General features: G+C 68.7%; 18 protein-coding genes. 9 read left to right on the top strand and 9 right to left on the bottom strand.

The features are described 5' to 3' along the window. The first annotated feature begins 114 nt into the window (after positions 1-114). From I7S92_RS07170 to I7S92_RS07160, 3 genes are all read left to right on the top strand, one after another. Positions 115-1,149 carry a GntR family transcriptional regulator gene (locus tag I7S92_RS07170; protein WP_197642808.1) on the top strand — a complete coding sequence of 345 codons (1,035 nt, stop codon included), beginning with the start codon at positions 115-117 and terminating at the stop codon, positions 1,147-1,149. An 8-nt stretch (positions 1,150-1,157) separates the two neighbouring features. Next, the gene (locus I7S92_RS07165) at positions 1,158-2,330 is read left to right on the top strand and encodes an ABC transporter substrate-binding protein (RefSeq protein ID WP_197642807.1); all 1,173 of its coding nucleotides are present in this window, start codon (positions 1,158-1,160) and stop codon (positions 2,328-2,330) included. 198 nt (positions 2,331-2,528) lie between these two features. Beyond that, positions 2,529-3,707: a thiolase family protein gene (locus tag I7S92_RS07160; protein ID WP_197642806.1), complete on the top strand. Its 1,179-nt coding sequence runs from the start codon at positions 2,529-2,531 to the stop codon at positions 3,705-3,707. Positions 3,708-3,872: 165 nt separating this feature from the next. Here the strand turns inward: I7S92_RS07160 and I7S92_RS07155 are convergent, their stop codons facing one another. The 7 genes from I7S92_RS07155 to I7S92_RS07125 form a co-directional block, all read right to left on the bottom strand. Next, a complete protein-coding gene (locus I7S92_RS07155; RefSeq protein WP_197642805.1) occupies positions 3,873-4,727 on the bottom strand; it encodes an ATP-binding cassette domain-containing protein in 855 nt (284 codons plus the stop codon). Next, positions 4,727-5,563, bottom strand: a complete 837-nt coding sequence (locus I7S92_RS07150; RefSeq protein ID WP_197642804.1) for an ABC transporter ATP-binding protein — start codon at positions 5,561-5,563, stop codon at positions 4,727-4,729. Before I7S92_RS07150 ends, I7S92_RS07155 begins: the two co-directional genes overlap by 1 nt. A 4-nt stretch (positions 5,564-5,567) precedes the next feature. Beyond that, positions 5,568-6,485, bottom strand: a complete 918-nt coding sequence (locus I7S92_RS07145; protein WP_197642803.1) for an ABC transporter permease subunit — start codon at positions 6,483-6,485, stop codon at positions 5,568-5,570. Then, on the bottom strand, positions 6,482-7,489 hold the full coding sequence (locus tag I7S92_RS07140) for an ABC transporter permease subunit (protein ID WP_197642802.1): 1,008 nt from the start codon (positions 7,487-7,489) through the stop codon (positions 6,482-6,484). Before I7S92_RS07140 ends, I7S92_RS07145 begins: the two co-directional genes overlap by 4 nt. 70 nt (positions 7,490-7,559) lie before the next feature. Further along, complete coding sequence (locus tag I7S92_RS07135) at positions 7,560-9,104, bottom strand: ABC transporter substrate-binding protein (RefSeq protein ID WP_277922951.1); 1,545 nt, start codon at positions 9,102-9,104, stop codon at positions 7,560-7,562. A 99-nt stretch (positions 9,105-9,203) separates the two neighbouring features. Beyond that, positions 9,204-9,836 carry a cupin domain-containing protein gene (locus tag I7S92_RS07130; RefSeq protein ID WP_242070101.1) on the bottom strand — a complete coding sequence of 211 codons (633 nt, stop codon included), beginning with the start codon at positions 9,834-9,836 and terminating at the stop codon, positions 9,204-9,206. Positions 9,837-10,018: 182 nt separating this feature from the next. After that, positions 10,019-11,170 (bottom strand): M24 family metallopeptidase, encoded by a 1,152-nt coding sequence (locus tag I7S92_RS07125; RefSeq protein ID WP_197642800.1) that lies wholly within the window; start codon positions 11,168-11,170, stop codon positions 10,019-10,021. 709 nt (positions 11,171-11,879) lie between these two features. On the opposite strand from I7S92_RS07125, the gene I7S92_RS07120 reads away from it, so the two are divergent. The 6 genes from I7S92_RS07120 to I7S92_RS07095 all read left to right on the top strand — a co-directional run bounded on the left by I7S92_RS07120 (position 11,880) and on the right by I7S92_RS07095 (position 17,659). Continuing rightward, complete coding sequence (locus I7S92_RS07120) at positions 11,880-12,632, top strand: LamB/YcsF family protein (protein WP_197642799.1); 753 nt, start codon at positions 11,880-11,882, stop codon at positions 12,630-12,632. Then, the gene (locus I7S92_RS07115; protein WP_197642798.1) at positions 12,632-13,315 is read left to right on the top strand and encodes a 5-oxoprolinase subunit B family protein; all 684 of its coding nucleotides are present in this window, start codon (positions 12,632-12,634) and stop codon (positions 13,313-13,315) included. The genes I7S92_RS07120 and I7S92_RS07115 overlap by 1 nt, the downstream gene beginning before the upstream one ends. Then, positions 13,308-14,246 (top strand): 5-oxoprolinase subunit C family protein, encoded by a 939-nt coding sequence (locus I7S92_RS07110; protein WP_197642797.1) that lies wholly within the window; start codon positions 13,308-13,310, stop codon positions 14,244-14,246. Before I7S92_RS07115 ends, I7S92_RS07110 begins: the two co-directional genes overlap by 8 nt. A 97-nt stretch (positions 14,247-14,343) precedes the next feature. Then, positions 14,344-15,660 (top strand): acetamidase/formamidase family protein, encoded by a 1,317-nt coding sequence (locus I7S92_RS07105; RefSeq protein ID WP_197642796.1) that lies wholly within the window; start codon positions 14,344-14,346, stop codon positions 15,658-15,660. A gap of 261 nt (positions 15,661-15,921) precedes the next feature. After that, positions 15,922-16,431, top strand: a complete 510-nt coding sequence (locus I7S92_RS07100) for a GreA/GreB family elongation factor (protein WP_197642795.1) — start codon at positions 15,922-15,924, stop codon at positions 16,429-16,431. Positions 16,432-16,717: 286 nt separating this feature from the next. Next, positions 16,718-17,659, top strand: a complete 942-nt coding sequence (locus I7S92_RS07095; protein WP_197642794.1) for a mechanosensitive ion channel family protein — start codon at positions 16,718-16,720, stop codon at positions 17,657-17,659. Between the two features lie 30 nt (positions 17,660-17,689). On the opposite strand, the gene I7S92_RS07090 is transcribed toward I7S92_RS07095, so the two are convergent. Both I7S92_RS07090 and I7S92_RS07085 read right to left on the bottom strand, forming a co-directional pair. Then, positions 17,690-18,388 carry a spermidine synthase gene (locus I7S92_RS07090; RefSeq protein WP_197642793.1) on the bottom strand — a complete coding sequence of 233 codons (699 nt, stop codon included), beginning with the start codon at positions 18,386-18,388 and terminating at the stop codon, positions 17,690-17,692. 354 nt (positions 18,389-18,742) lie between these two features. Beyond that, the gene (locus I7S92_RS07085; RefSeq protein WP_197642792.1) at positions 18,743-20,743 is read right to left on the bottom strand and encodes a CocE/NonD family hydrolase; all 2,001 of its coding nucleotides are present in this window, start codon (positions 20,741-20,743) and stop codon (positions 18,743-18,745) included. Positions 20,744-20,759 lie beyond the last annotated feature (16 nt).

Raw genomic sequence — 20,759 nt, 5'->3', positions numbered from 1 at the left:
GGAACGTCCTTCGGATGCAATGCACAAATATTTCTGGCTTTGTCCGGGATAGACCCGGAAAAAATGCGCTCGGGGTCGCTATCGCAAACTTATTGTATGCGATAGACATACAGCATGGCCGAGACACGGATACCAGAACGCAACGAACTCGCCTCGGAGCTGGAGGATCCGCCCCGAATCGGGGCATCCGCCTTCCTGTACGAATCCGTTTTCGGCCTGCTGCAGCGGAAGATCGCCTCGGGCGCCATGCCGACGGGCGCCGTGCTGAAGGAGGCGGCCGTTGCCATTCACCTGAACGTCAGTCGGGCGCCGGTGCGCCGGGCGCTGGCCATGCTGGCCGAGCGCGGGCTGCTGCGCCCGGCCGACGGCCAGGGCTATGTCGTGGGCGAGGCCATTCCCCGGCCGCTCTCGGCGCGCGAACTGCACGACATCCTGGCCGAGGCCACCGAGGACATCAGCCGCAGCGCCACCTGGGAACGCATCTTCAGCCGGGTCTCGGGCGAGGTCACCGCCCTCCTGCCGTTCGGAACCTACCGCATCCAGGAGGCGGAACTGGGCGACCACCACGCCGTCAGCCGCACGGTGGCGCGCGAAGTGCTCTGGCGGCTGATGGATGTGCGCCTGATCGAGAAGGACCGCAAGTCGCACTGGATCGCCGCGCAGATGACCGCGCGCGTGGTGCGCGACACGCTTGAGATGCGCCGGGTGCTGGAGCCGCAGGCCCTGGCCAATGTGGCCCCCCTGCTGGAGCGGTCCTGGCTCGAGGACCTCGCGCGCCGCATCGAGGCGGCCGTCGCGCGCTTTCCCGCCTGCGGCGCGGCCGAGATCGACGCGATCGAGAAGGACATGTTCGGCACGATGTACGCCGGGCTGCGCAATACGAGGATGCTCGGCTCGATCCGCCGCAACCAGGTGGCGCTGATCGTGCCGCGCCTGTTCCGCCGGCATTTCCCGGTGCGGGACGACCTGCCGTCGCTGGTCGCCTATGGCCAGATCGTGCGCCTCCTCTGCGCCGAGGCGCTGGAGGCGGCGCAGATCCTGCTGCGCACCCAGATCGAACGCTCCGAGCCGCTGGTGCTGGCGCGGCTTCGCGTGCTGTCGATCCTGCCGCCCCCGGCGACGCAGCCCTACATGATCGCCGTGCATTGAGCCCCCGCATGAGCCCCCCGCCCCTTCGCATCATCGGCACCAGCTCCACCCTGACGGCCGAGCTCTGCCGCGCAGCACGCCAGGACCTGCCCTTCCCGATCGAGTTCGAGATCCTCGACGGCCCGTCCTGCATGCGTCGCGGGGTCCTGAAGCCCGAGAGCTATGACGTCTATGACCAATGGTTCTACTCGCTGGACGTGCTCTGGACCGCCGGGGCGATCCAGGCCATCGACACCACCCGCATCCGCCGCTGGCCCCAGGTCCGCATTGCCGGGCAGATCCCCGGATCCGCAGCCAAGCAGGTCGGCGCCCCGTCCGCGCAGCTTTTCGTCCGCCATGACGGCACCCTTGCCGAGCGCCCCGACGACCACGCGCCGCCGCGCATCGGCATGCTTCCCACCACCTACAACGCCGACAGTTTCGGCTACGCCCGCGAGCTTCTCTCCGAGCTCGCCCCCGACGAGACCGAGAGCTGGGCCTGGCTGCTGGATGACCGCTGGCACGGGCGTTGCACCCTCAGCCTCGACCCCGCGGGCAGCGCGGTGGAACTGGCGCTGGCCGCCCGCGCGGCGGGGCTGGTGGACGTGCGGGATCCCGGCAATCTGACCATCGAGGAGATCGACGCCCTGTTCCAGGTGCTGCTGTCGCTCAAGCGGCGGGGGCATTTCACCCGTTTCTGGGGCACTTCAGAGGATTCCGTCGCCCTGATGGCCGGGGCGAACGCGGTCATCGGCTCGCTTTGGTCGCCGGCCTATTACGCGCTGCGCGGCATGGGTCGCGACATCATCCACGGCGCGCCCCGCGAAGGCTATCGCGGGTGGCACAGTGGCCTGTGCCTGTCGGCCAACGTCACAGGCGCGATGCGCGATGCCGCCTATGCCTATCTGAACTGGTGGCTGGACGGCACGCCGGGCGCGATCATGGCGCGCCAGGGCTATTATGTTTCGGTGGTCGACACCCTGCGCGAGACGCTGAGCCAGGCGGAATGGGATTATTGGTATGAAGGCAAGCCCGCCAGCGAGGACTTGCCGGGCCTGGCCTCCACCATCGCGGTGCGCCGGGGAGAAACGCGCGAAGGGGGCAACTACCTGAACCGGGTGGCAAGGATCACCGCCTGGAGTACCGTCATGCCCGAACACAACTATCTCGCCCGCCGCTGGCGGGAATTCCTTGAACTCTAGGATTCGGGGCAGCCAGGACCCCACAGGGTGTTTGCAGGGCCGGCGCGGCCATCTCGGTCCGTGGCGCATTCCTGGCTGGATCATGCGCAGAGGGCCGGAAACGGCAACAGTTGAACGAGGGGGTCGGGCCGGAATCGGCTATGATCCGGTCTTCGCACCGGGCGCGTCGCCGGAGGTGCGCGGGAGGGAGGGTCGTTCATGCAACCTGTCGCCATCATATCGGCGCGGCGCACGCCCATCGGGGCGTTCCAGGGCGCGCTCGGCGATCTTTCCGCCCCCCGGCTCGCGGCGGTCGCGGTGCGGGCCGCGGTCGCGGATTCAGGGTTTTCGCCCGAGCGGATCGAGGAGGCGCGGATCGGTCTGGTGCTGGCGGCGGGCGTGGGCCAGGCCCCGGCGCGGCAGGCGGTGCTCATGGCCGATCTGCCGCGGGCCATCCCCTGCACGACCATCAACAAGGTCTGCGGGTCGGGCATGCAGGCGATCCTAGACGCGGCGCTGCGCATCCGGTCCGGGGAGGCCCAGGTCATGCTGGCCGGCGGCATGGAGAGCATGACCAATGCGCCGCATCTGATCCCCGCCTCACGCCGTGGGCAGCGGCTGGGGCATGGGCGGCTGGTCGATCACATGTTCGTCGACGGGCTGGAGGACGCCTATGACACAGGCGCCCTGATGGGCCAGTTCGCCGAGCTGTGCGCCGCGACCTTCGGCTTCACCCGCGCCGAGCAGGACGGTTGGGCCATCCGCTCGCTGGAACGAGCGCGGGCGGCGCAGGCCCGGGGGGCCTTTGCGCGCGAGATCGCGCCGGTGACGGTGGCGGGGCGCAAGGGGACGGTCATCGTCACGGAAGACGAACAGCCCGGACTTGTCCGGCCCGACCGGATCGCGCTGCTGAAACCCGCCTTCCGTGCGGATGGAACGGTGACGGCCGCCAGTTCCTCCTCGATCTCCGATGGGGCGGCTGCGCTGGTGCTGGCCTCGGGCGAGATCCTGCGGTCGGGAGGATTCGGCCCGCGCGGCTGGATCGTCGGCGCGGCGTCCCATGCGCAGGAACCGGCATGGTTCAGCACCGCGCCGGTTGCGGCCACGCGCAAGCTGATGGACCGGCTGGGCTGGCAGGTGGACGATGTTGATCTGTGGGAGGTGAACGAGGCCTTCGCCGTCGTCGCGCTGGCCTTTGTGCGTGAGCTTTCCTTGCCCGAGGAGCGGGTGAACGTGAACGGCGGCGCCTGCGCGCTTGGCCATCCGATCGGGGCTTCGGGCGCGCGGATCGTGGTGACGCTGCTCCACGCGCTGGAAGAGCGGGGCCTGGAGCGCGGGATCGCCTCGATCTGCATCGGCGGCGGCGAGGCGCTGTCCATCGCCGTCGAGCGGGGCTGACATGGACTCCGGGACGCCGCCCGCAGCTTTGTCGCCGCGCGGGCCGCGGCCCGTGGCAGACCCATCGCCCCCCGTGCTTGCGCCGGCGTGACGCCGGGTCGAAAGGATGCATGCCCCGGAAACCTCCGCGGGGCATGCTTCCCGTTTACGGTGGCGCGGCGGTCTTCAGCCGGCGACGGCGGCGCGGGCGGCCTTGCGGCGGGCGACGCGGGTTCGGATCGCCTCGACATCCGTGACCGGGGTCGCGGCGAACAGCGACTGCGTATAGGGATGCTGCGGATTTGCGAAGAGCGCCTCGCGGCTGCCCTGTTCCACCGCCTCGCCCTTCGAGATCACCATGACGTCGTCCGCAATATAGCGCACGACCGAGAGGTCATGGCTGACGAAGACATAGGTCAGCTCGAACTCGTCCTGCAGGTCGGCCAGCAGGTTCAGCACCTGCGCCTGGACCGAAAGGTCCAGCGCCGAGACGGGCTCGTCCAGCACCAGCAGCGACGGGTTCAGCATCAACGCCCGCGCGATCGCGATGCGCTGCCGCTGCCCGCCCGAGAACATGTGCGGATAACGGTTGAAATGCTCGGGCTGCAGGCCGACCTTCTTCAGCATCGCCTCGGCCCGGTCGCGCCGTTCCGTGGCCGGAATGGAGGTGTTGATGACCAGGGGTTCCATCAGCACGTCGCCGACCTTCTGGCGCGGGTTCAGGCTGCCATAGGGGTTCTGGAACACCATCTGCACCTTGGAGCGCAGCGCCGGGCCGGGACGGCGGCGATGGATATCGACCGCCTCGCCCGCGATGCGCAGCTCGCCCCCGGTCGGCGCGTCGATCAGCGCGATGATCCGCGCCAGCGTCGACTTGCCCGAACCGCTTTCGCCGACAATGGCCAGCGTCTTGCCCTTGTCGACCCTGAAGTCGATGCCCTTCAGGGCCCGCACGTCCCTGCCCCGGGCGAAAATGCTGCCCGGTACATGGTAGTCGCGCACGATTGCCCGGCCTTCGACGACCGGAATGTCCTGTCCCATCATGCGCCTGCCTGCTGGAAGAAATCTGAAACGGTGGGCAGCCGGTCGCCCGTGGCATGTTCCGGCAGGGCCGAGAGCAGCGCGCGGGTATAGGGATGCTGCGGGGCCTCGAAGAGGTTGAGCACCTCGGCTTCCTCCATCTTCTTGCCCTTGTACTGCACCACCACCCGGTCGGCGGTTTCGGCCACCACGCCCATGTCATGCGTGATCAGGATCAGGGCCATGCCGTAGTCTTCCTGCAGCTTCATCAACAGATCGAGGATCTGCTTCTGGATCGTCACGTCCAGCGCCGTGGTCGGCTCGTCCGCAATCAGCAGCCGAGGATTCGAGGCGATGGCGATGGCGATCATCACGCGCTGGCACTGGCCGCCCGAGAGCTGGTGCGGATAGGCCCTGATCTTGACCTCGGGCTCGGGAATGCCGACGGCGCGGAACAGTTCCAGCGCGCGGGCATGTGCTTCCTTCCGCCCCAGGCCCAGGTTCAGCCGCAGCACCTCCTCGATCTGGAAACCGACGGTGAACGACGGGTTCAACGAGGCGATGGGTTCCTGGAAGATCATGGTGATCTCGCGGCCGATCAGCCGCCGGCGTTCGGCCTTGGACAGTTTCGAGATGTCGCGCCCATCATAGGTCATCTCGTCCGCCGTGATCGTGGCGGTGTCGGGCAGAAGTCCCATGACCGCCAGCATCGACACCGACTTGCCCGAGCCGCTTTCGCCGACGATGGCCAGCACCTCGCCCCGGTCGACATGCACGTCGATCCCGTCGACGGCTGTGAAGCTGCCGGTGGCCGTGGCGAATTTCACCGTGAGGTTGCGGATGTTCAGAAGCGCCATGATGTCAGCTCCGCTTCAGCTTGGGGTCGAGCGCATCGCGCAACCCGTCGCCCATCAGGTTGATCGCCAGCACCGAGATCAGGATGGCAAGGCCGGGGAAGGTGACGACCCACCAGGCGCGCAGGATGAACTCGCGCGCCTCGGCCAGCATGGTGCCCCATTCCGGCGCGGGCGGCTGCGCCCCCATGCCAAGAAAGCCCAGCGCGGCGGAATCGAGCACGGCCGAGGAGAAGGAGAGCGTGGCCTGCACGATCAGGGGCGCCAGGCAGTTCGGCAGGATCGTCTTGAACATCAGCCGCAGGTTGCCGGCCCCCGCCACGCGGGCGGCGGTGACATATTCGCGCTGCATCTCGGACATGACGGCGGCCCGGGTCAGGCGGGCGAAATGCGGCTGGTAGACGATGGCGATGGCGATCATCGCATTGGTCAGGCCGGGCCCCAGGACCGCGACCAGCACCAGCGCCAGCAAGAGCGACGGGAAGGCCAGGATCACGTCCATCACCCGCATGATGACGCTGTCGACCCAGCCGCCGAAGAAGCCGGCCAGCAGGCCGATGACGATGCCTCCGACCAGCGCGATCGACACGACGACGACGCCGATGAACAGCGAATACTGCGCGCCGAAGATCAGGCGCGAAAGGATGTCGCGGCCCACCGCATCGGTGCCGAGGAGGTAGGAGGCGCTGCCGCCCTCCTGCCAGACCGGCGGGACCAGGAGGGCCGCCCGGTTCTGCACAGTCGGGTCATGCGGCGCCAGCAGCGAGGCGAAGACCGCGACGGCCACCAGGAGAAGGAAGACGACGAGGCCGATCACGGCGCCGCGGTTCTGGCTGAAGTAGAACCAGAACTCGGCGATCATCCGGCGGCGGATTGCAGCGTCCGACAGTCTGACCGGCGCGGCGGTGGGGGGGATATCGGTCATTTGACGCGGATCCTCGGGTTGATGAGGCCATAGGTCAGATCGACCAGCAGGTTCACGATCATCACCAGCGCGGCAATCAGCAGGAGGCCCGATTGCACCACCGGGTAATCCCGGCGCGCGATGGAATCGATCATCCATTTGCCGATGCCGGGCCAGGAAAAGATCGTCTCGGTCAGGATCGCCCCGGCCATCAGCACGCCGATCTGCAGGCCGATCGTGGTGATCACCGGGATCATGGCGTTGCGCAGGGCATGGATGCCGATCACGCGGTAGGGCGGCATGCCCTTGGCGCGGGCGGTGCGGACGTAATCCTCGCCCATCACCTCCAGCATGGCCGAGCGGGTCTGGCGCGCGATGACCGCCAGCGGAATGGTGGCCAGCACGACCGAGGGCAGGATCAGGTGGCTGAGCGCCGAGGCGAAGGCCCCCTCCTGCCCGGACAGGAGGCTGTCGATCAGCATGAAGCCGGTCACGTTGGGGAAGAAATACAGCAGGCTGATGCGGCCCGAGACCGGCGTCCAGCCCAGCATCCCCGAGAAGAAGATGATCAGCAGAAGGCCCCACCAGAAGATCGGCATCGAGAAGCCGACCAGCGCCGCCGTCATCGAGACCTGGTCGAACCAGCTGCCGCGGCGGATGGCGGCCAGCACGCCCACCGGCACGCCGATCAGCGTGGCGATCAGGATGGCGCAAAGCCCCAGCTCGACCGTGGCCGGGAACAGGCTGAGGAATTCGGTCAGCACCGGCTTCTTCGTCACCAGCGAGTTGCCGAAATCGCCCTGCAACAACCGGCCGAGAAAGTCGAAATACTGCAGCACCAGGGGCTTGTCATAGCCCAGCTGCGCCGAAAGCTCGGCATGGCGTTCGGGGGTCACGCCCCGCTCGCCCGCCATCAGCAGGACGGGATCGCCCGGCAGGATGCGCACGAAGCTGAAGGCGATGATCGTGATCCCCAGGAAGGTCGGGACCAGATACAGAAGCTTTGAAAGGATGAAGCGGAGCATAGGCCCTTGCCCTTGCAGAACGCGCGGGGACAGAGGCCCCCGCGCGTCAGGTTTCAACTGGATGGGCCGATCACTCGGCGATGTCCACCGTCTCGAAGGTGAAGTCGCCCAGCGGGCTCATCACGAAGCCCGACACCTTGGCCGACATCGGCACATACTGGGTCGAGTGCGCGATGGTGAACCAGGGCGCCTGCTCCTTGAAGATCACCTGTGCCTGTTCGTAAAGCGCGGTGCGCTCGGCCGGGTCGGCGGTGACCTTGGCATCCTTCAGAAGCTTCGAGAAGTCCTCGTTGCACCAGAAGGCACGGTTCGCGCCACCTTCGCCGGCCGAATCGCAGGACAGCAGCACCGACAGGAAGTTGTCCGGGTCGCCGTTGTCGCCGGTCCAGCCCAGGATCACCGCGCCGTCGCGGCCCGCTTCCATCGACTTGGCCAGGTATTCGCCCCATTCGTAGCTGACGATCTCGACCGAGACGCCGATCTTGGACAGGTCTTCCTGCATCAGTTCCGCCGTGCGGCGGGCGTTCGGCATGTAGGGACGCTGCACCGGCATCGCCCAGATCTTCATCGACAGATCCTTGACGCCCGCCTCTTCCAGCATCTTCTTGGCGGCTTCCGGATCGTAGGGGTCGTCCTGGATCGAGTCGTTGTAGGACCACATGGTCGGCGGGATCGGGTTCTTGGCCGGCACCGCCGCGCCCTGGAACACCGCATCCACGATGGCCTGCTTGTTGATCGCCATGTTCAGCGCCTTGCGGACCGCCGGATTGTCGAAGGGCGCCATGGTGGTGTTGTAGGCCAGGTAGCCGACGTTCAGGCCGGCCTGCTCGTCCAGCTTCAGGGTCGGGTCGGCCTTGATCGCCTCGATGTCGGCCGGGGCCGGATAGGGCATCAGGTGGCATTCGCCGGCCTTCAGCTTCTGCAGGCGCACGGCGGCATCCGGGGTGATCGCGAAGACCAGGTCATCGACGATGGCCGGGGTGCCCCAGTAGTCGGGGTTCTTCTGGAAGCGGATCACCGCGTCCTTCTGATAGGCCACGAACTTGAACGGGCCGGTGCCGATCGGCAGGTTGTTCATGTCCTCGGGCGTGCCGGCGGCCATCAGCGCATCGGCATATTCCTGCGACACGATCGAGGCGAAGGGCATGGCGATGTTGGCCAGGAACGGCGCCTCGGGCTGGTTCAGGGTGAACTTCACCGTGTAGTCGTCGATCTTCTCGATCGACTTGATCAGCTCGGGCATCGCCATCGAGGTGTAATACTCGTAGGTGATGCCGGGGATATACTGGTGCCAGGGATGGTCGGCCTTGGCCTGGCGTTCGTAGGAGAAGATCACGTCATCGGCGTTGAAGTCGCGCGTCGGGGTGAACTTCTCGTTCGACTGCCACTTCACGCCCTGGCGCAGCTTGAAGGTGTAGACGGTGCCGTCCTCCGACACTTCCCAGCTTTCGGCCAGGCCGGGCTCGACCTCGGTCGTGCCCTTCTTGAACTCGGTCAGGCGGTTGAACACCGGATGGGCCGAGGCATCGAAGGTGCCGCCGGCGGTGTAGGGAGCGGGATCGAAGCCCTCGGGCGACGCCTCCGAGCAATAGACGAAGGTCTTGGCTTCGGCCATGGCGGCGCTCATCGCCAGCGCCGAGGCAAAAATGAAAAGTCGTTTCACGTTGGGTGCTCCCTTTTGGTGGTTTGGAAATCGTACAGCCATCTTGGATGGTTACCAGGCCAGCGCGCTGTCGGGCGGGCCGGTTTCGGAATCGGTGCCTTGCACGCCCCTGCCCTGCAACGGTGCGAAAGTCGTCGGAGTCGCAGGATGCGCCATTTTTCCCATCCAGAGAAGCCGTGCCGGCCCGTCGCCCGGATTGGAATAGGAATGGGGTTGCTGGCCCAGATAATGCATGCTGTCGCCGGTGCGCAGCAGGAAGCTCTGACCGTCGACCATCTGCAGGATCTCGCCCTCGAGGACGAAGATGATCTCCTCGCCCGAATGCTGGACGGTCTCGGAGCGGTAGTGCGGCGGAATGTTCAGCACGAAGGACGACAGTTCGTGCGCCGGAAAGTCGGCGCCGATTCGCTCGTAGACGACCGAGTTCCCGGCGACCGAGAAACGCGGCCGCTCGTCGGCGCGGGTCACGCTGTCCACCTGCCGCGGCGTCGCGATGAAATGGTCGATGCCGACATCCAGCGCGGCGGCGACCTCGGCCAGGGTGCCCAACGTGGGCACGGCATTGTCGCGCTCGACCTGGCTGAGATAGCTGGCCGAGACACCGCAGGCGCGGCTCAGCTCCTGCAGGGTCATCGACATCTGCTGGCGCCGCTTGCGGATCCGCTGGCCCAGGGCGACCGGCATCGCAGAGCGCCTTTTCGTCATGCCGCCATTCACGTCTCGCCCACCCCCTTGGTCGCGGCGGCATACAAGTGCATATCGCGCACCCCTACAACATGTTTTTGCTCTCGGTAAAATTTTTAAGCCCGATCCGGACCTTTCAGGCCGGACGGAGGCCGCGAGGGCAGCTTGCGCAGACATGGGCGTCACGGCGCGTCGGGACGCTCGGCGGGGGGACAGAACCAGCGCGGGCCGGATTCGGTGATATAGGCGATGTCCTCGAGCCTCACGCCACATTCGCCATAGACGCAGAGCATCGGTTCGATCGAGAAGCACATGCCCGGAGCCAGCGGCGTCTTGTCGCCCTGCACGATCCAGGGCGCCTCGTGGATGTTCAGGCCGAGGCCATGCCCCGTCCGGTGCGGCAGCCCCGGCACGGCATAGCCCGGCCCGAAACCTGCCGCTTCCAGCACGTCGCGGGCCGCCTTGTCCACCGTCTCGCAGGGGGTTCCGGGCCGGGCGGCGGCGAAGGCGGCCAGCTGGGCCCGCCGCTCGCAATCCCACAGATGGCGCTGGCGGGCGGTCGAGGGGCCGAAGACATAGGTGCGGGTGATGTCGGAATGATAGCCATGCAGGCGCGCGCCCATGTCCACCAGCACCATGTCGCCGCCGGCGAGCACCTGGTCATGCGGCACGCCGTGCGGATAGGCGGTGGCCTCGCCGAACTGGACCGCCGCGAAAACCGGGCTCATCCCCAGCGCGACATGGGCGGCGGCGATGAAATCGGCCACTTCGCTGGCCTTCATGCCGGGGCGCAGCCCGGCATGGACCGCCTTCTGCACACGGTAGCTGGCATCCATCGCCGTCTGGATGATCGCCAGCTCGGCCGCCGACTTGACCCGCCGCTGGGCCGAGATCATCTGCTCGGCCCCCGTGACCGACAGACCCGGCTGCGCGGCGATGCGATCGGCAAAGCGGAACGGCGTTTCGGGGTCCAGCGCCAGCCGGCCCTTCACCTGCGCCGCAAAAAGGGCGAAGGGATCCTCGTGCTCCTCCCAGACCGCGATGCCGCCGGGCAGGCGCAACATGCTTTCCAGCTTCGGGCGCTCGAAATTCGGGGTGATGTAGACCAGCGACGCGTCGCTGCGGACCAGCGCGCCATGGATCCGCTCGGACGGATGCAGGGACAGCCCGGTGAAATAGGTCAGCGACGAGGCCGCATCCAGCCAGACGGCATCCACCCCGCCCTGCCGCATCGCCGCCGCAAGCCGGTCCAGCCGGCCGGCATGTTCCGCCTTGGTGATTGCGGTGGCGCTGACGGCCGAGAAATCGCGCAGCGCGGTATCGAAGTCGCTCATGTCCTGTCAATCCTGATCAGCAGCAGACGCAAGGTCCCGGTCACCAGCCACCCGCGGGACCCGGACCTGCCTGATCAACCACGTTCTCGCGCCGAATGCCATGGGTTCCGCTAGGGCATCTCTCCGCGCCCCGTCACCGGGGCCAGGGTGCAGGCAGGGCAAGGCAAGTTATCCTTTCCGGTCCTCGACAGCAGAGCGGCCAGACCCCTGCCTCGCCATCAGGGCGACATTGCAGGTGATCATCTGGCTCCCGAATCGGGCGAGGCGGGGCACCGTGGAATAGGACAGGACAAGCGGTCGCATCGGCATCGTCACCAGACCCCCGTGGATCGGCGCCAGTGGCAGGATGGTCGAGCCATGCCCGCTTCCAATCCGCGATTCCAGGGTGAATAGCTGTCGGCCTCGCCCGGAACATGGCGCGCAAGGCCGCAATCCCCGGCGGGCCGATCAGCAACAGCACCTCTTCCGGAAGCGGCCGCGCCCGCGGCCTGCGCGCCGATTGCGGATCACAAAGGATCGCGGCCTCGATCTCGCCGCGATACATCCAGTCCAGGAGATGCGCAGGGCTTCGAAGCCCCATAGCGAAGCCGCCATGGGATTGCCGGTCCTGATGAAGGAACGTCGTGTCAACCGCAGCGGATTCACCTATCATGACCCGCAGCGACGCGGGTATCGTCCTTCTGACCCGCGCCACCAACAAGCCGGAGACATGATGCGGATCGACCTGAACTCCGACCTGGGCGAGGGCTTCGGACCCTGGGAGATGGGCGACGATGCGGCGATGCTGGATGTCGTCACCTCGGCCAACATCGCCTGCGGCGGCCACGCCGGCGATCCCGAGACGATGTTCGCGACCCTGCGCCTTGCGGCGGAGAGGGGTGTCACCATCGGCGCCCATCCGGGCTATGCCGATCCGATCGGCTTCGGGCGGCGCGTCATCCCGATGTCCCCGCCCGAGATCTCGCGCATGGTCGCGGCGCAGATCGGCACGCTGGCGGGGGTGGCGGGGCTCGCGGGGGCGCGGGTGCGCTATGTCAAGCCGCATGGGGCCCTGGGCAATCTGGCCGCCGACGACCGCGCCGTGGCCGAGGCGATCCTGACGGCGGTGCCGAAGGGAATGGCGGTCCTGGCGATCTCGGGCACGGAACTGGAGCGGGCGGCAAGGGCGGCGGGGATCGAGGTCTGTTCGGAAATCTTCGCCGACCGCGCCTATCTGCCGAACGGCCGGCTGGCGCCGCGCGCGTGCCCCGGCGCGGTGCTGCACGACGCCGACGAAGCGGCCGAGCGGCTGATCGGCTTTCTGGAAACCGGGCTGATGCCGGTCATCGGCGGCGAGCCGATCCCCCTGGCCGCACAGTCGATCTGCGTCCATGGCGACAGCCCCGGCGCGCTGCACATGGCGCAGGCGATCCGCGCGCGGTTGCAGGCGGCCGGCGTGTCCCTGGCGCCCTTCCTGACCTGATGCACCGGGCCTTCCCCTGTTTCACGCCGGTGGCCGAGCACAGCCTTCTGGTCGAGTTCGGCGAAAGGATCGACCGGGATGTCCACGCCCGCGTCCTCGCGCTCGACACGGCACTCGCCGCGGCGCCTTCGGCGGGCTTTCGCGAGGCGGTCCCGGCCTATGCCAGCCTTCTGATCCGCTTCGACCCGCTGACGACCGACCATCCCGCCGTCGAGGCGCATACGAGAACGCTGCTGGATCAACCCCTTGCCCCCCGGAGCCCGACCCCGCGCGAGGTCGAGGTCTGCTATGACGCCGACCTTTCCCCCGATCTGGCCGAGGTGGCCAGGGCGACCGGGCTGTCCCCCGAAGCGGTCATCGCCGCGCATCTTGCGGGACGCTACGAGGTCTACATGTACGGCTTCGCGCCGGGCTATGCCTATCTCGCAGGCGTGCCCGAGGCCCTGCACATGCCGCGCAAGGCGGCGGCTTTGCGCGGCGTGCCGGCGGGAAGCGTGCTGATCGCGGGGCCGCAATGCCTGGTCTCGACGATCACGATGCCGACCGGCTGGTGGATCATCGGCCGTTCGCCGACCCGCATCCTGACCCGCGATCCCGCCCGGCCCTTCCTGTTCGATGTCGGTGATCCGGTGCGGTTCCGGCGCATCTCGCGGGCGGAGTATGAGGCCGGACGAAATGACTGACGCCGTGCTGGAGGTCCTGTTCGCCGGCCCGCATGTCTCGGTGCAGGATGCCGGCCGCCCCGGCCTGATGCGCTTTGGCGTGCCGGCCTCGGGGCCGCTGGACCGGCAGGCTTTCGCTGCGGCGAATCTGGCGCTCGGCAACCCGCCGGACGCCCCGGCCATCGAGGTCTCGCTCGGCGGCCTCGTCCTGACCTGCCGGTCGGGCGAGGTCGGCTTCGCCGTCGCCGGCGGCGGCTTCATCCTCGACCACGCCGCGCAGAAGCGCGGCTCCTGGACCATCGCCACGCTGCGGGCCGGCGAGAAGCTGGCGATCCGCCCCGGCCACTGGGGCAGCTGGTGCTATCTGGCCTTCGCAGGCGCCCTGCAAAGCCCGCTCTGGCTGGGACATGCCGCGACGCATGCCCTGTCCGGTTTCGGCGGCGGCAGGCTGGCGGCCGGACAGGTCTGGACGGTCGCCGGGACGCGGGCGACGCGCGAGGGCGCCTTTCCCTGTCCCGTCTTCGCACGGCCAAGGCACGACCTGCGCGTGACGATCGGCCCGCAGGACCGCTTCTTCACGCCGGGGACGATCGACACCTTCCTGCACGCCCCCTGGCGGATCACCGAGGCCTGGGACCGGATGGGCGTCCGGCTGGCGGGGCCGCAGATCGCCCCGGAAGCCGCACTCGACATGCTGTCGGAACCGATCCTGCGCGGGTCCGTGCAGGTGGCGGGGGATGGCGTGGCCTCGGTCCTTCTGGCCGACCACCAGACGACCGGGGGCTATCCCAAGATCGCCACCGTGCTGGACTGCGACCTTGACGCCATGGTGCAGCTGCGCCCGCGCGACCTCTTGCGCTTCACGGCGGTCTCTCCGGCCGAGGCGGTGCAGATCGCCCGCGCCGAGGCCGGGCGGCGGCACCGCTACCGCGAGACGCTGACGAGACCCTGACAAGGGCACCGGGAGGCGCGGACCCCTTTGGCGACGGGGTTGCATCTCTGCCTCCCTGGTCTACTCTCGGACCGCAGGTCGAAACCAGGAGGATGTCATGCCGGATGGAAGCACCGCAGCGCCGCGCCGCAGCGTCGTCGTATCCGAATTCACCAACAGCGTCCTTGACCCCGCCGCGCCGATGCTGGGGCCGGTGGAGAACGGCGGCACGATCATCGCCAATACCGCGCCGGGCTGCTGGGGCCCGATGATCACCCCGCGCCTGCGCGGCGGGCACGAGGTCACCACCCCCGTCTTCGTCAACGGGGCCGAACCCGGCGACGGCATCGCCATCCGCATCCGCGACATCACCGTGACCTCGATCGCCACCGCATCCGGCCACGACAGCTCGCCCGAGGGGTTCTGCCTGGGCGACCCCTATGTCGCCGCGCGCTGCCCGGTCTGCGACACGGTCTGGCCCGAGACCCATGTCGAGGGCATCGGCCAGGACGCGGTGAAATGCGACAGATGCGGCAATGCGGTGAAGCCGTTCGAAATCGTCCACGGCTATACCGTGACCTTCGACGACACCCGCGCCGTGGGCCTGACCCTGCCCAGGGCCGCGGCCGAGACCATCGCGCATGACGCCAACCACTATGCCGCCCTGCCCGACGGCAGCCGCCAGCATTCGATCCTGACTTTCGCGCCCTCGGACATGCCGGGCACGCTGGTGCGGATGCGGCCCTTTCTGGGCCAGCTCGGCACCTGCCCCTCGATGGCCATGCCCGACAGCCACAACGCCGGCGACTTCGGCGCCTTCCTGGTCGGCGCGCCGCATGCCTATGGCATCACCGCCGAGCAGCTGGCGCAGCACAAGACCGATGGCCACATGGATATCGACGCCGTGCGCCCCGGCGCGATCCTGATCTGCCCGGTCAAGGTGCGCGGCGCGGGCGTCTACATGGGCGACATGCACGCCGGCCAGGGCGATGGCGAGATCGCGGGCCACACGATGGATGTGGCGGGCAGCGTGACGCTGCAGGTCGAGGTGGTGAAGAACTACCCGCTCGACGGCCCGGTGCTGTTCCCGCTGGAGGAGGACCTGCCGCCGATGGCCCGCCCCTTCACCGCGGCCGAACGCGCCAAGGGGGCACGGCTGGCCGAGAAATGGGGGGTGGGCGCGCTTGAACCCATGGCCCCGGTCAGCGTCATCGGCACGGCGGCGAACCTGAACGACGCGATTGCCAACGGGCTGGAGCGCGCCGCGAAACTCCTGGGCATGACGGTGCCCGAGGTGCGCAACCGCGCCACGGTCAACGGCGCGATCGAGATCGGCCGCGCGCCGGGGGTGATCCAGGTGACGTTCCTCGCCCCCCTGTCGCGGCTGGATGCCGTGGGCCTCGGCGGCTATGCGCGCGAGCAATACGGGTTTTGATCGCCCGGGGCTGTGCCGGAAAGGCGACAGTCCCGGTCTATTCCCCCGTTCCGGCCGGCAGCCTTGTTTTCGCCCCGCCGGAAGCCTACCTTGAAGCCATGTTGACGAGCGTTCCTCTGGTCAGGTTCCGGATCCTCTCCGGTTCGCTGCTGAACCATACCTTGCCCCGGGCAGAGGCCGTCGCCTGCTGACGCCTCTCCCCGGGGGCACCTTCCATCCAGGTCGAGGTCAGCCGGCGGACAGGGTCCGCGAGGAGTCGTCATGCATTGCCGTCCCGAAGTCCCGCAGCCGTCCGGCGCGGGCAATCTTCCTGATTGCCACCCGGCCGCCGCGGCGGACGAGGTCGCCGCGCTGCGTCCGATCCGCTCGATCCTGGGTCGCACGGACTATTGGCGGCTGAACGAACACCGCCGCCGCGCCGAGAGCCTGGGCAGCCCGCTGCTCATGCGGCTGGCGCGTCTGATCCGCGCGAAGATGCTGGATGCCGCCATCCTGGACCCGGACCAGCTGCCGCCCGATGTCGTGACGGGAACGTCTTGCGTGACCTTCGCCATCGGGCAACGGCGGCCGGAAACGCGGATCCTCTATCACTTCGACTATGCCGACCGCCGGCGCAACCAGTTGCATGTCGGCACCTTTGCCGGCGTCACGCTGATCGGGATGCGGGTCGGGCAGCGGATGCGTCTGCTCGACGGCAGCGGCGTCGCGGGCGAGATCCGGGTGCTGGCGGTCGGGCCCGACAGCGCCACGGCCGGGCCTGCATCCGGCTGAGCGTTCCCGCGCCATCCGCGTCTCCCCCCTCATGCTCCTGCGGGTCGCCCATGCGACCGCTGGCCCGGAACCATAAGGAATATGCCGTGCTGCATCGGTTGATCCCCTCCCACTGCGCCGAATGTGGCGCCGCCGTTCCCCGCGCCGCCGCCGGGCGCTGCCCCTCCTGCCGGGCCCGGTTCGGACCTGCCGGGGCCGGGGTCATGTCCCCCGGTCGCGGGATGCCGCCCCGTCCCACCTGCCGCGACGAGGGCGACGCCATACTGCGCCCGCCCCCGAGCGAGCCATGAAGAAGCTGCGCCCCCTGATCGCGCCCGCGCTCAGCCTGCTCGGCATCGCCGGGCTGAGCTTTGCGGCGGCCGAGGCGGGCAGGCGGTTCGACGTCGCGCCCTTTGGCCCCCAGGGACAGAATGCCCTGCAGATGGCGGCCTATGTCGGCGTCGCCTGGCTCTTCAGCCGGTTTGCGAACCTGCTCTTCACCCGGCTGCGCCCGCGCAACCGGCCGGTGCCCAAGCTCTTGCGCGATCTCGTCTCGGCCTTGCTGTACCTGACCGCGATCGTGTCGGGGATCCTGCTGATGCTGGGCCACAGCGCCGGAAGCGCGCTGGCGGGCTCGGGCGTGGCGCTGGCGCTGTTCGGCTTTGCCATCCGCAACGTGGTTGCGGACACGCTGTCGGGGATCGCGCTGGGCCTCGAGGCGCCGTTCAGGATCGGCGACTGGGTCGATATCGAGGGGCTGGCGCGGGGACGGGTGATCGAGATCGGCTGGCGGACGACGCGGCTTCTGACGCGCGATTCCACCTATGTGATCCTGCCCAACAGCCAGATCTCGCGGCAGCGGATCGTCAATTACAGCGCACCCAGCCCGGAGTTCCGGGTGCAGGTGGAGATCACGCTGGGCCATGCCACGCCGGTGGCCGAGGGCGCGGATCTCTTGCGCAAGGCGCTGCGGAACGCGCCGCTGATCCGGCAATCGCCCCCGCCCGACGTGCGGATCCAGGCGATCGAGCCCGATGGCGTCCGCTATGCGCTGCGCTACTGGGTCGGCCGGTTCGACCAGGAATTCGACTGCCGCGATGCGGTCTGGCGCGAGGTCGACGCGGCGCTGCGCGAGTCCGGGACGGCCCTGCCGCCGCGCCCGGTGCCGGTGCTCTACGCCCCGGTCGAAGGCAAGTCGACGGGGGGACCCTGCGCGCAACGCCCCCCTGTCGCAATGGATGTGCGCTGACCTGCCGGTGCCGACAGGTTCAGGCAGGTTTCAGGCAGCCTTGCGCAGCCCCAGGAGACCCGCGTCGCGGCTGCAGCTGTAGATGTGATGCATCGCATCCACCCGCCCCGGCACGAGCGCGACCTCCTCGCGCAGCCAGGCCCAGGGACGGGCCGAGAGCCTGCGCTCGAACCCCGGCGAGGCGGTGGCGGACCAGAAGACCGCCAGCCCGCCCTCGGTCAGGGCATCGGCGACCATCGCCAGGCCGGAGTCGCTGTAGAGCCCGGTGTTCCCGCTGCGGACAAGGCAGTCCGGGCCGTTGTCGGTGTCCAGCAGGATCAGGTCATAGGCGGCCCGGCTGTGCGCCAGATGGGCCTGCACATCCTGGACCAGCAGGTCGGTGCGCGGATCGTCCAGCGGATTCCCGGCCAGATGCGCGAGCGGGCCACGGACCCATTGCGCGACCTCGGGGATCAGCTCGCAGACGGTGACGCGGGCAGCGGCGGGCGCAAGGTCCAGCACCGCGCGCAGGGTGAAGCCAAGCCCCAGCCCCCCGATCAGGATGCGTTGCGCCCGAAAGTCCATCCGGCGCAGGCTGCGCAGGGCCAGCTGGTCCTCTGACTGGTGGTTGAGGTTCGACATCAGCTCGATCCCGTTGTAGCGGATCTCGAAGATCGGGCCGCGCTGGCGCAAGAGGATGTCATCTCCCGACGCCGTCCCGGCGCGGGCAAGGGTGGTCCATAAGGTCATGTCGGATCCTGCAGGAAAGCACGCACCCCCGCAGGGTGGCGCAGGGGCAATCAAGGGCTCGGGTCGGATCGGGGTTGCCATGCGCCTCAGGCGATCCGGCAACCCTCAGACATTGTTTGCCCTGAAGCCGACCAGCAGGGGAAAGAGGGCCGGGAGATTGGAAAGTGCAGTCATGTCCCAGCCCGTCCGAAAAGGACATCCCGACGCGGATGCCGCGCAATCCTAGGCCGGCGGGCGGAAAAGGCAACCGCCCGGCGCCGGTTCGCCCCCTGCCCCCTTTCGGAGCACGGGATCCGGCCCTTCCGGCCGCACCCTTCCCCGGCGCACCTGCCGCCGGGGAAGGGTGCCCGCGGGTCAGATCAGAACGCGCGGCACCGTCTCGGACCAGTCGCGCGTCCAGATGGTCTCACCGTTTTCCTGCACTTTCATCTTGCAGGTCAGGGTGAAGCTCCCGGCCCCGGCCGTCATCAGGGTCTCGGTCTCGGTCCGGCTGCGCCAACCCTCTCGGCCCATCTCGTAGCTTTGAGTCAGCCGGTAGCTGGCCGAGAGCGGGTCGTCGGGCCGGATGCGGAACTCGCGGCGCAGGCTGTGCGAGAGGGTGGTGTCGATCTCGTCGAAGCGCAGGATGCCTTCGCCGAACAGGCCGCCCTCGCCCTCGGTGACATAGACGGATTCGCCGGTCAGGTGGTCGATCCGCGACCAGCGGGCGATGCGGCCGGGATCGACCCGGGTCGTCGGCGCATCGGTGCCGTGGACGGCGGGCAGCATCGCGACCGGGCCGTCCCCGCCCCTGCGGCAGGGCAGCCGCAGGACCGAGCCCGCCGTGTCCAGCGTCAGGGTGGCCAGGGTCGGCGCGGGCCAGATCAGCGGCCAGTAGCTGGTGGCGACCGCGACGCGGATCCGGTGGCCGGGCGCGAAGCGGTGGCCGCAGGCGTTCAGCGTGACCTTCACCGTCTCGAACCGGCCGGGAACCAGCGGTTCGGGCCGGGCATGGCCGTTGCGGTGGGTCAGGTTCAGGACCTGGAAGCTGACCCGCAGCACCTCGCCCGTGGGCAGCACGTCGCACAGCCGCACCACCACTTGCGCCACGGGGGCATCGGCGGCCAGCAGCAATTCGATCTCCGGCGCGCCAAGCACCTCGAGCGGCTCGGTCAGCGGGGCGGTCTCGAACAGAAGCGCCGCGCCGTCATCGACGCGCTGGTCGATCGGCATCTCGCCGGGGCAGCCGGTGGCCATCCACTCGCCCGAGGCGGTGCCATGCCAGAGCGGCGAGCGGATCGCCAACTTCGCCCCGGTCCCCGGCGCGGGCGCCAGTTCGCCGGAGCTGCCAAGGCGCAGGTCCCGGAAGCCGATCTCCGGGCTGGGCCATTCGGCCTCGGCCACCCAGCGGCCGGGCTGGTGGGGGCGCGAGCCGACGGGCGGAACCGCGTCGTTCACATAGGCGCGCAGCATGGGCTCGTCCATCACGCCGGTCTCTTCGCCCGCCAGCCAGTGCCGCCACCAGCGCAGCGCCTCCTGCAGGAAGCCGATGGCGGGGCCGGGCACGCCATCCTGCGGGTAGACATGGCCCCAGGGGCCGATGATCCCCCGGCGCGGCACCCGCAGGTTCTGCAAGAGGCGCGGAACCGCGTTTGTATAACTGTCGGCCCAGCCGCCGACCGCAAGGACCGGGCACTGGATCGCCGACCAGTCCTCCTGCACGGACCCATGGCGCCAGTAGGCGTCATAGCTCTGGTGCCCGGTCCAGACGGCCGGAAAGAAGGGCATCGCGTCCAGCCGCTTCAGCCAGTCCTGCCGCCAGCCCTCGCCCACCACGGCGGGATCCAGCGGGCGGGCCTGATAGGCCTGCATGATGCTGCCCCACCACAGGTTGTCGGTCAGCAGGCAGCCGCCCATGTAGTGGATGTCGTCGCGGAAGCGGTCGTCGGTGGAATAGACGGTGATGATCGCCTTCAGCGCCGGCGGGCGGCGGGCGGCCACCTGCAGGCTGTTGAACCCGCCCCAGCTTTTGCCCATCATCCCCACCGCGCCCGAGCACCAGGGCTGCGCCGCGATCCAGGCGATCACGTCCAGCGCATCCTCCTGCTCCTGCGCCAGGTATTCGTCGGCCATCAGGCCCTCGGACTCGCCGCTGCCGCGCATGTCGACGCGGATCGCGGCGAAGCCGTTCTCGGCGAAGAAGCCATGCATCGGCTCGTCCCGGCCACGGGTTCCGTCGCGCTTGCGGTAGGGGATGTATTCCAGCACCGCGGGCGCCTTGGCCCCGGACAGCCCGCCGGGAAGCCAGAGCCGGGCGCTCAGCCGGCAGCCATCGCGCATCGGGATCCAGACATGCTCGATCACTTCAGGTTTCATCTCGGTCCTTCCTGGA

This window comes from Tabrizicola soli (assembly GCF_015999335.1).
Taxonomy (GTDB): Bacteria; Pseudomonadota; Alphaproteobacteria; order Rhodobacterales; family Rhodobacteraceae; genus Tabrizicola; species Tabrizicola soli.
Note: the sequence above shows the minus strand (reverse complement) of the source record. Positions and strands in the feature narration are given on the sequence as shown.

Coding starts and splice junctions, on each gene's coding strand:
- I7S92_RS07110 (WP_197642797.1), top strand. CDS start 13,308: ATGACTGACGCCGTGCTGGAGGTCCTGTTCGCCGGCCCGCATGTCTCG.
- I7S92_RS07165 (WP_197642807.1), top strand. CDS start 1,158: ATGAGCCCCCCGCCCCTTCGCATCATCGGCACCAGCTCCACCCTGACG.
- I7S92_RS07085 (WP_197642792.1), bottom strand. CDS start 20,743: ATGAAACCTGAAGTGATCGAGCATGTCTGGATCCCGATGCGCGATGGC.
- I7S92_RS07115 (WP_197642798.1), top strand. CDS start 12,632: ATGCACCGGGCCTTCCCCTGTTTCACGCCGGTGGCCGAGCACAGCCTT.
- I7S92_RS07125 (WP_197642800.1), bottom strand. CDS start 11,170: ATGAGCGACTTCGATACCGCGCTGCGCGATTTCTCGGCCGTCAGCGCC.
- I7S92_RS07105 (WP_197642796.1), top strand. CDS start 14,344: ATGCCGGATGGAAGCACCGCAGCGCCGCGCCGCAGCGTCGTCGTATCC.
- I7S92_RS07150 (WP_197642804.1), bottom strand. CDS start 5,563: ATGGCGCTTCTGAACATCCGCAACCTCACGGTGAAATTCGCCACGGCC.
- I7S92_RS07170 (WP_197642808.1), top strand. CDS start 115: ATGGCCGAGACACGGATACCAGAACGCAACGAACTCGCCTCGGAGCTG.
- I7S92_RS07090 (WP_197642793.1), bottom strand. CDS start 18,388: ATGACCTTATGGACCACCCTTGCCCGCGCCGGGACGGCGTCGGGAGAT.
- I7S92_RS07155 (WP_197642805.1), bottom strand. CDS start 4,727: ATGGGACAGGACATTCCGGTCGTCGAAGGCCGGGCAATCGTGCGCGAC.
- I7S92_RS07145 (WP_197642803.1), bottom strand. CDS start 6,485: ATGACCGATATCCCCCCCACCGCCGCGCCGGTCAGACTGTCGGACGCT.
- I7S92_RS07160 (WP_197642806.1), top strand. CDS start 2,529: ATGCAACCTGTCGCCATCATATCGGCGCGGCGCACGCCCATCGGGGCG.
- I7S92_RS07140 (WP_197642802.1), bottom strand. CDS start 7,489: ATGCTCCGCTTCATCCTTTCAAAGCTTCTGTATCTGGTCCCGACCTTC.
- I7S92_RS07135 (WP_277922951.1), bottom strand. CDS start 9,104: ATGGCCGAAGCCAAGACCTTCGTCTATTGCTCGGAGGCGTCGCCCGAG.
- I7S92_RS07100 (WP_197642795.1), top strand. CDS start 15,922: ATGCATTGCCGTCCCGAAGTCCCGCAGCCGTCCGGCGCGGGCAATCTT.
- I7S92_RS07120 (WP_197642799.1), top strand. CDS start 11,880: ATGATGCGGATCGACCTGAACTCCGACCTGGGCGAGGGCTTCGGACCC.
- I7S92_RS07130 (WP_242070101.1), bottom strand. CDS start 9,836: ATGCCGGTCGCCCTGGGCCAGCGGATCCGCAAGCGGCGCCAGCAGATG.
- I7S92_RS07095 (WP_197642794.1), top strand. CDS start 16,718: ATGAAGAAGCTGCGCCCCCTGATCGCGCCCGCGCTCAGCCTGCTCGGC.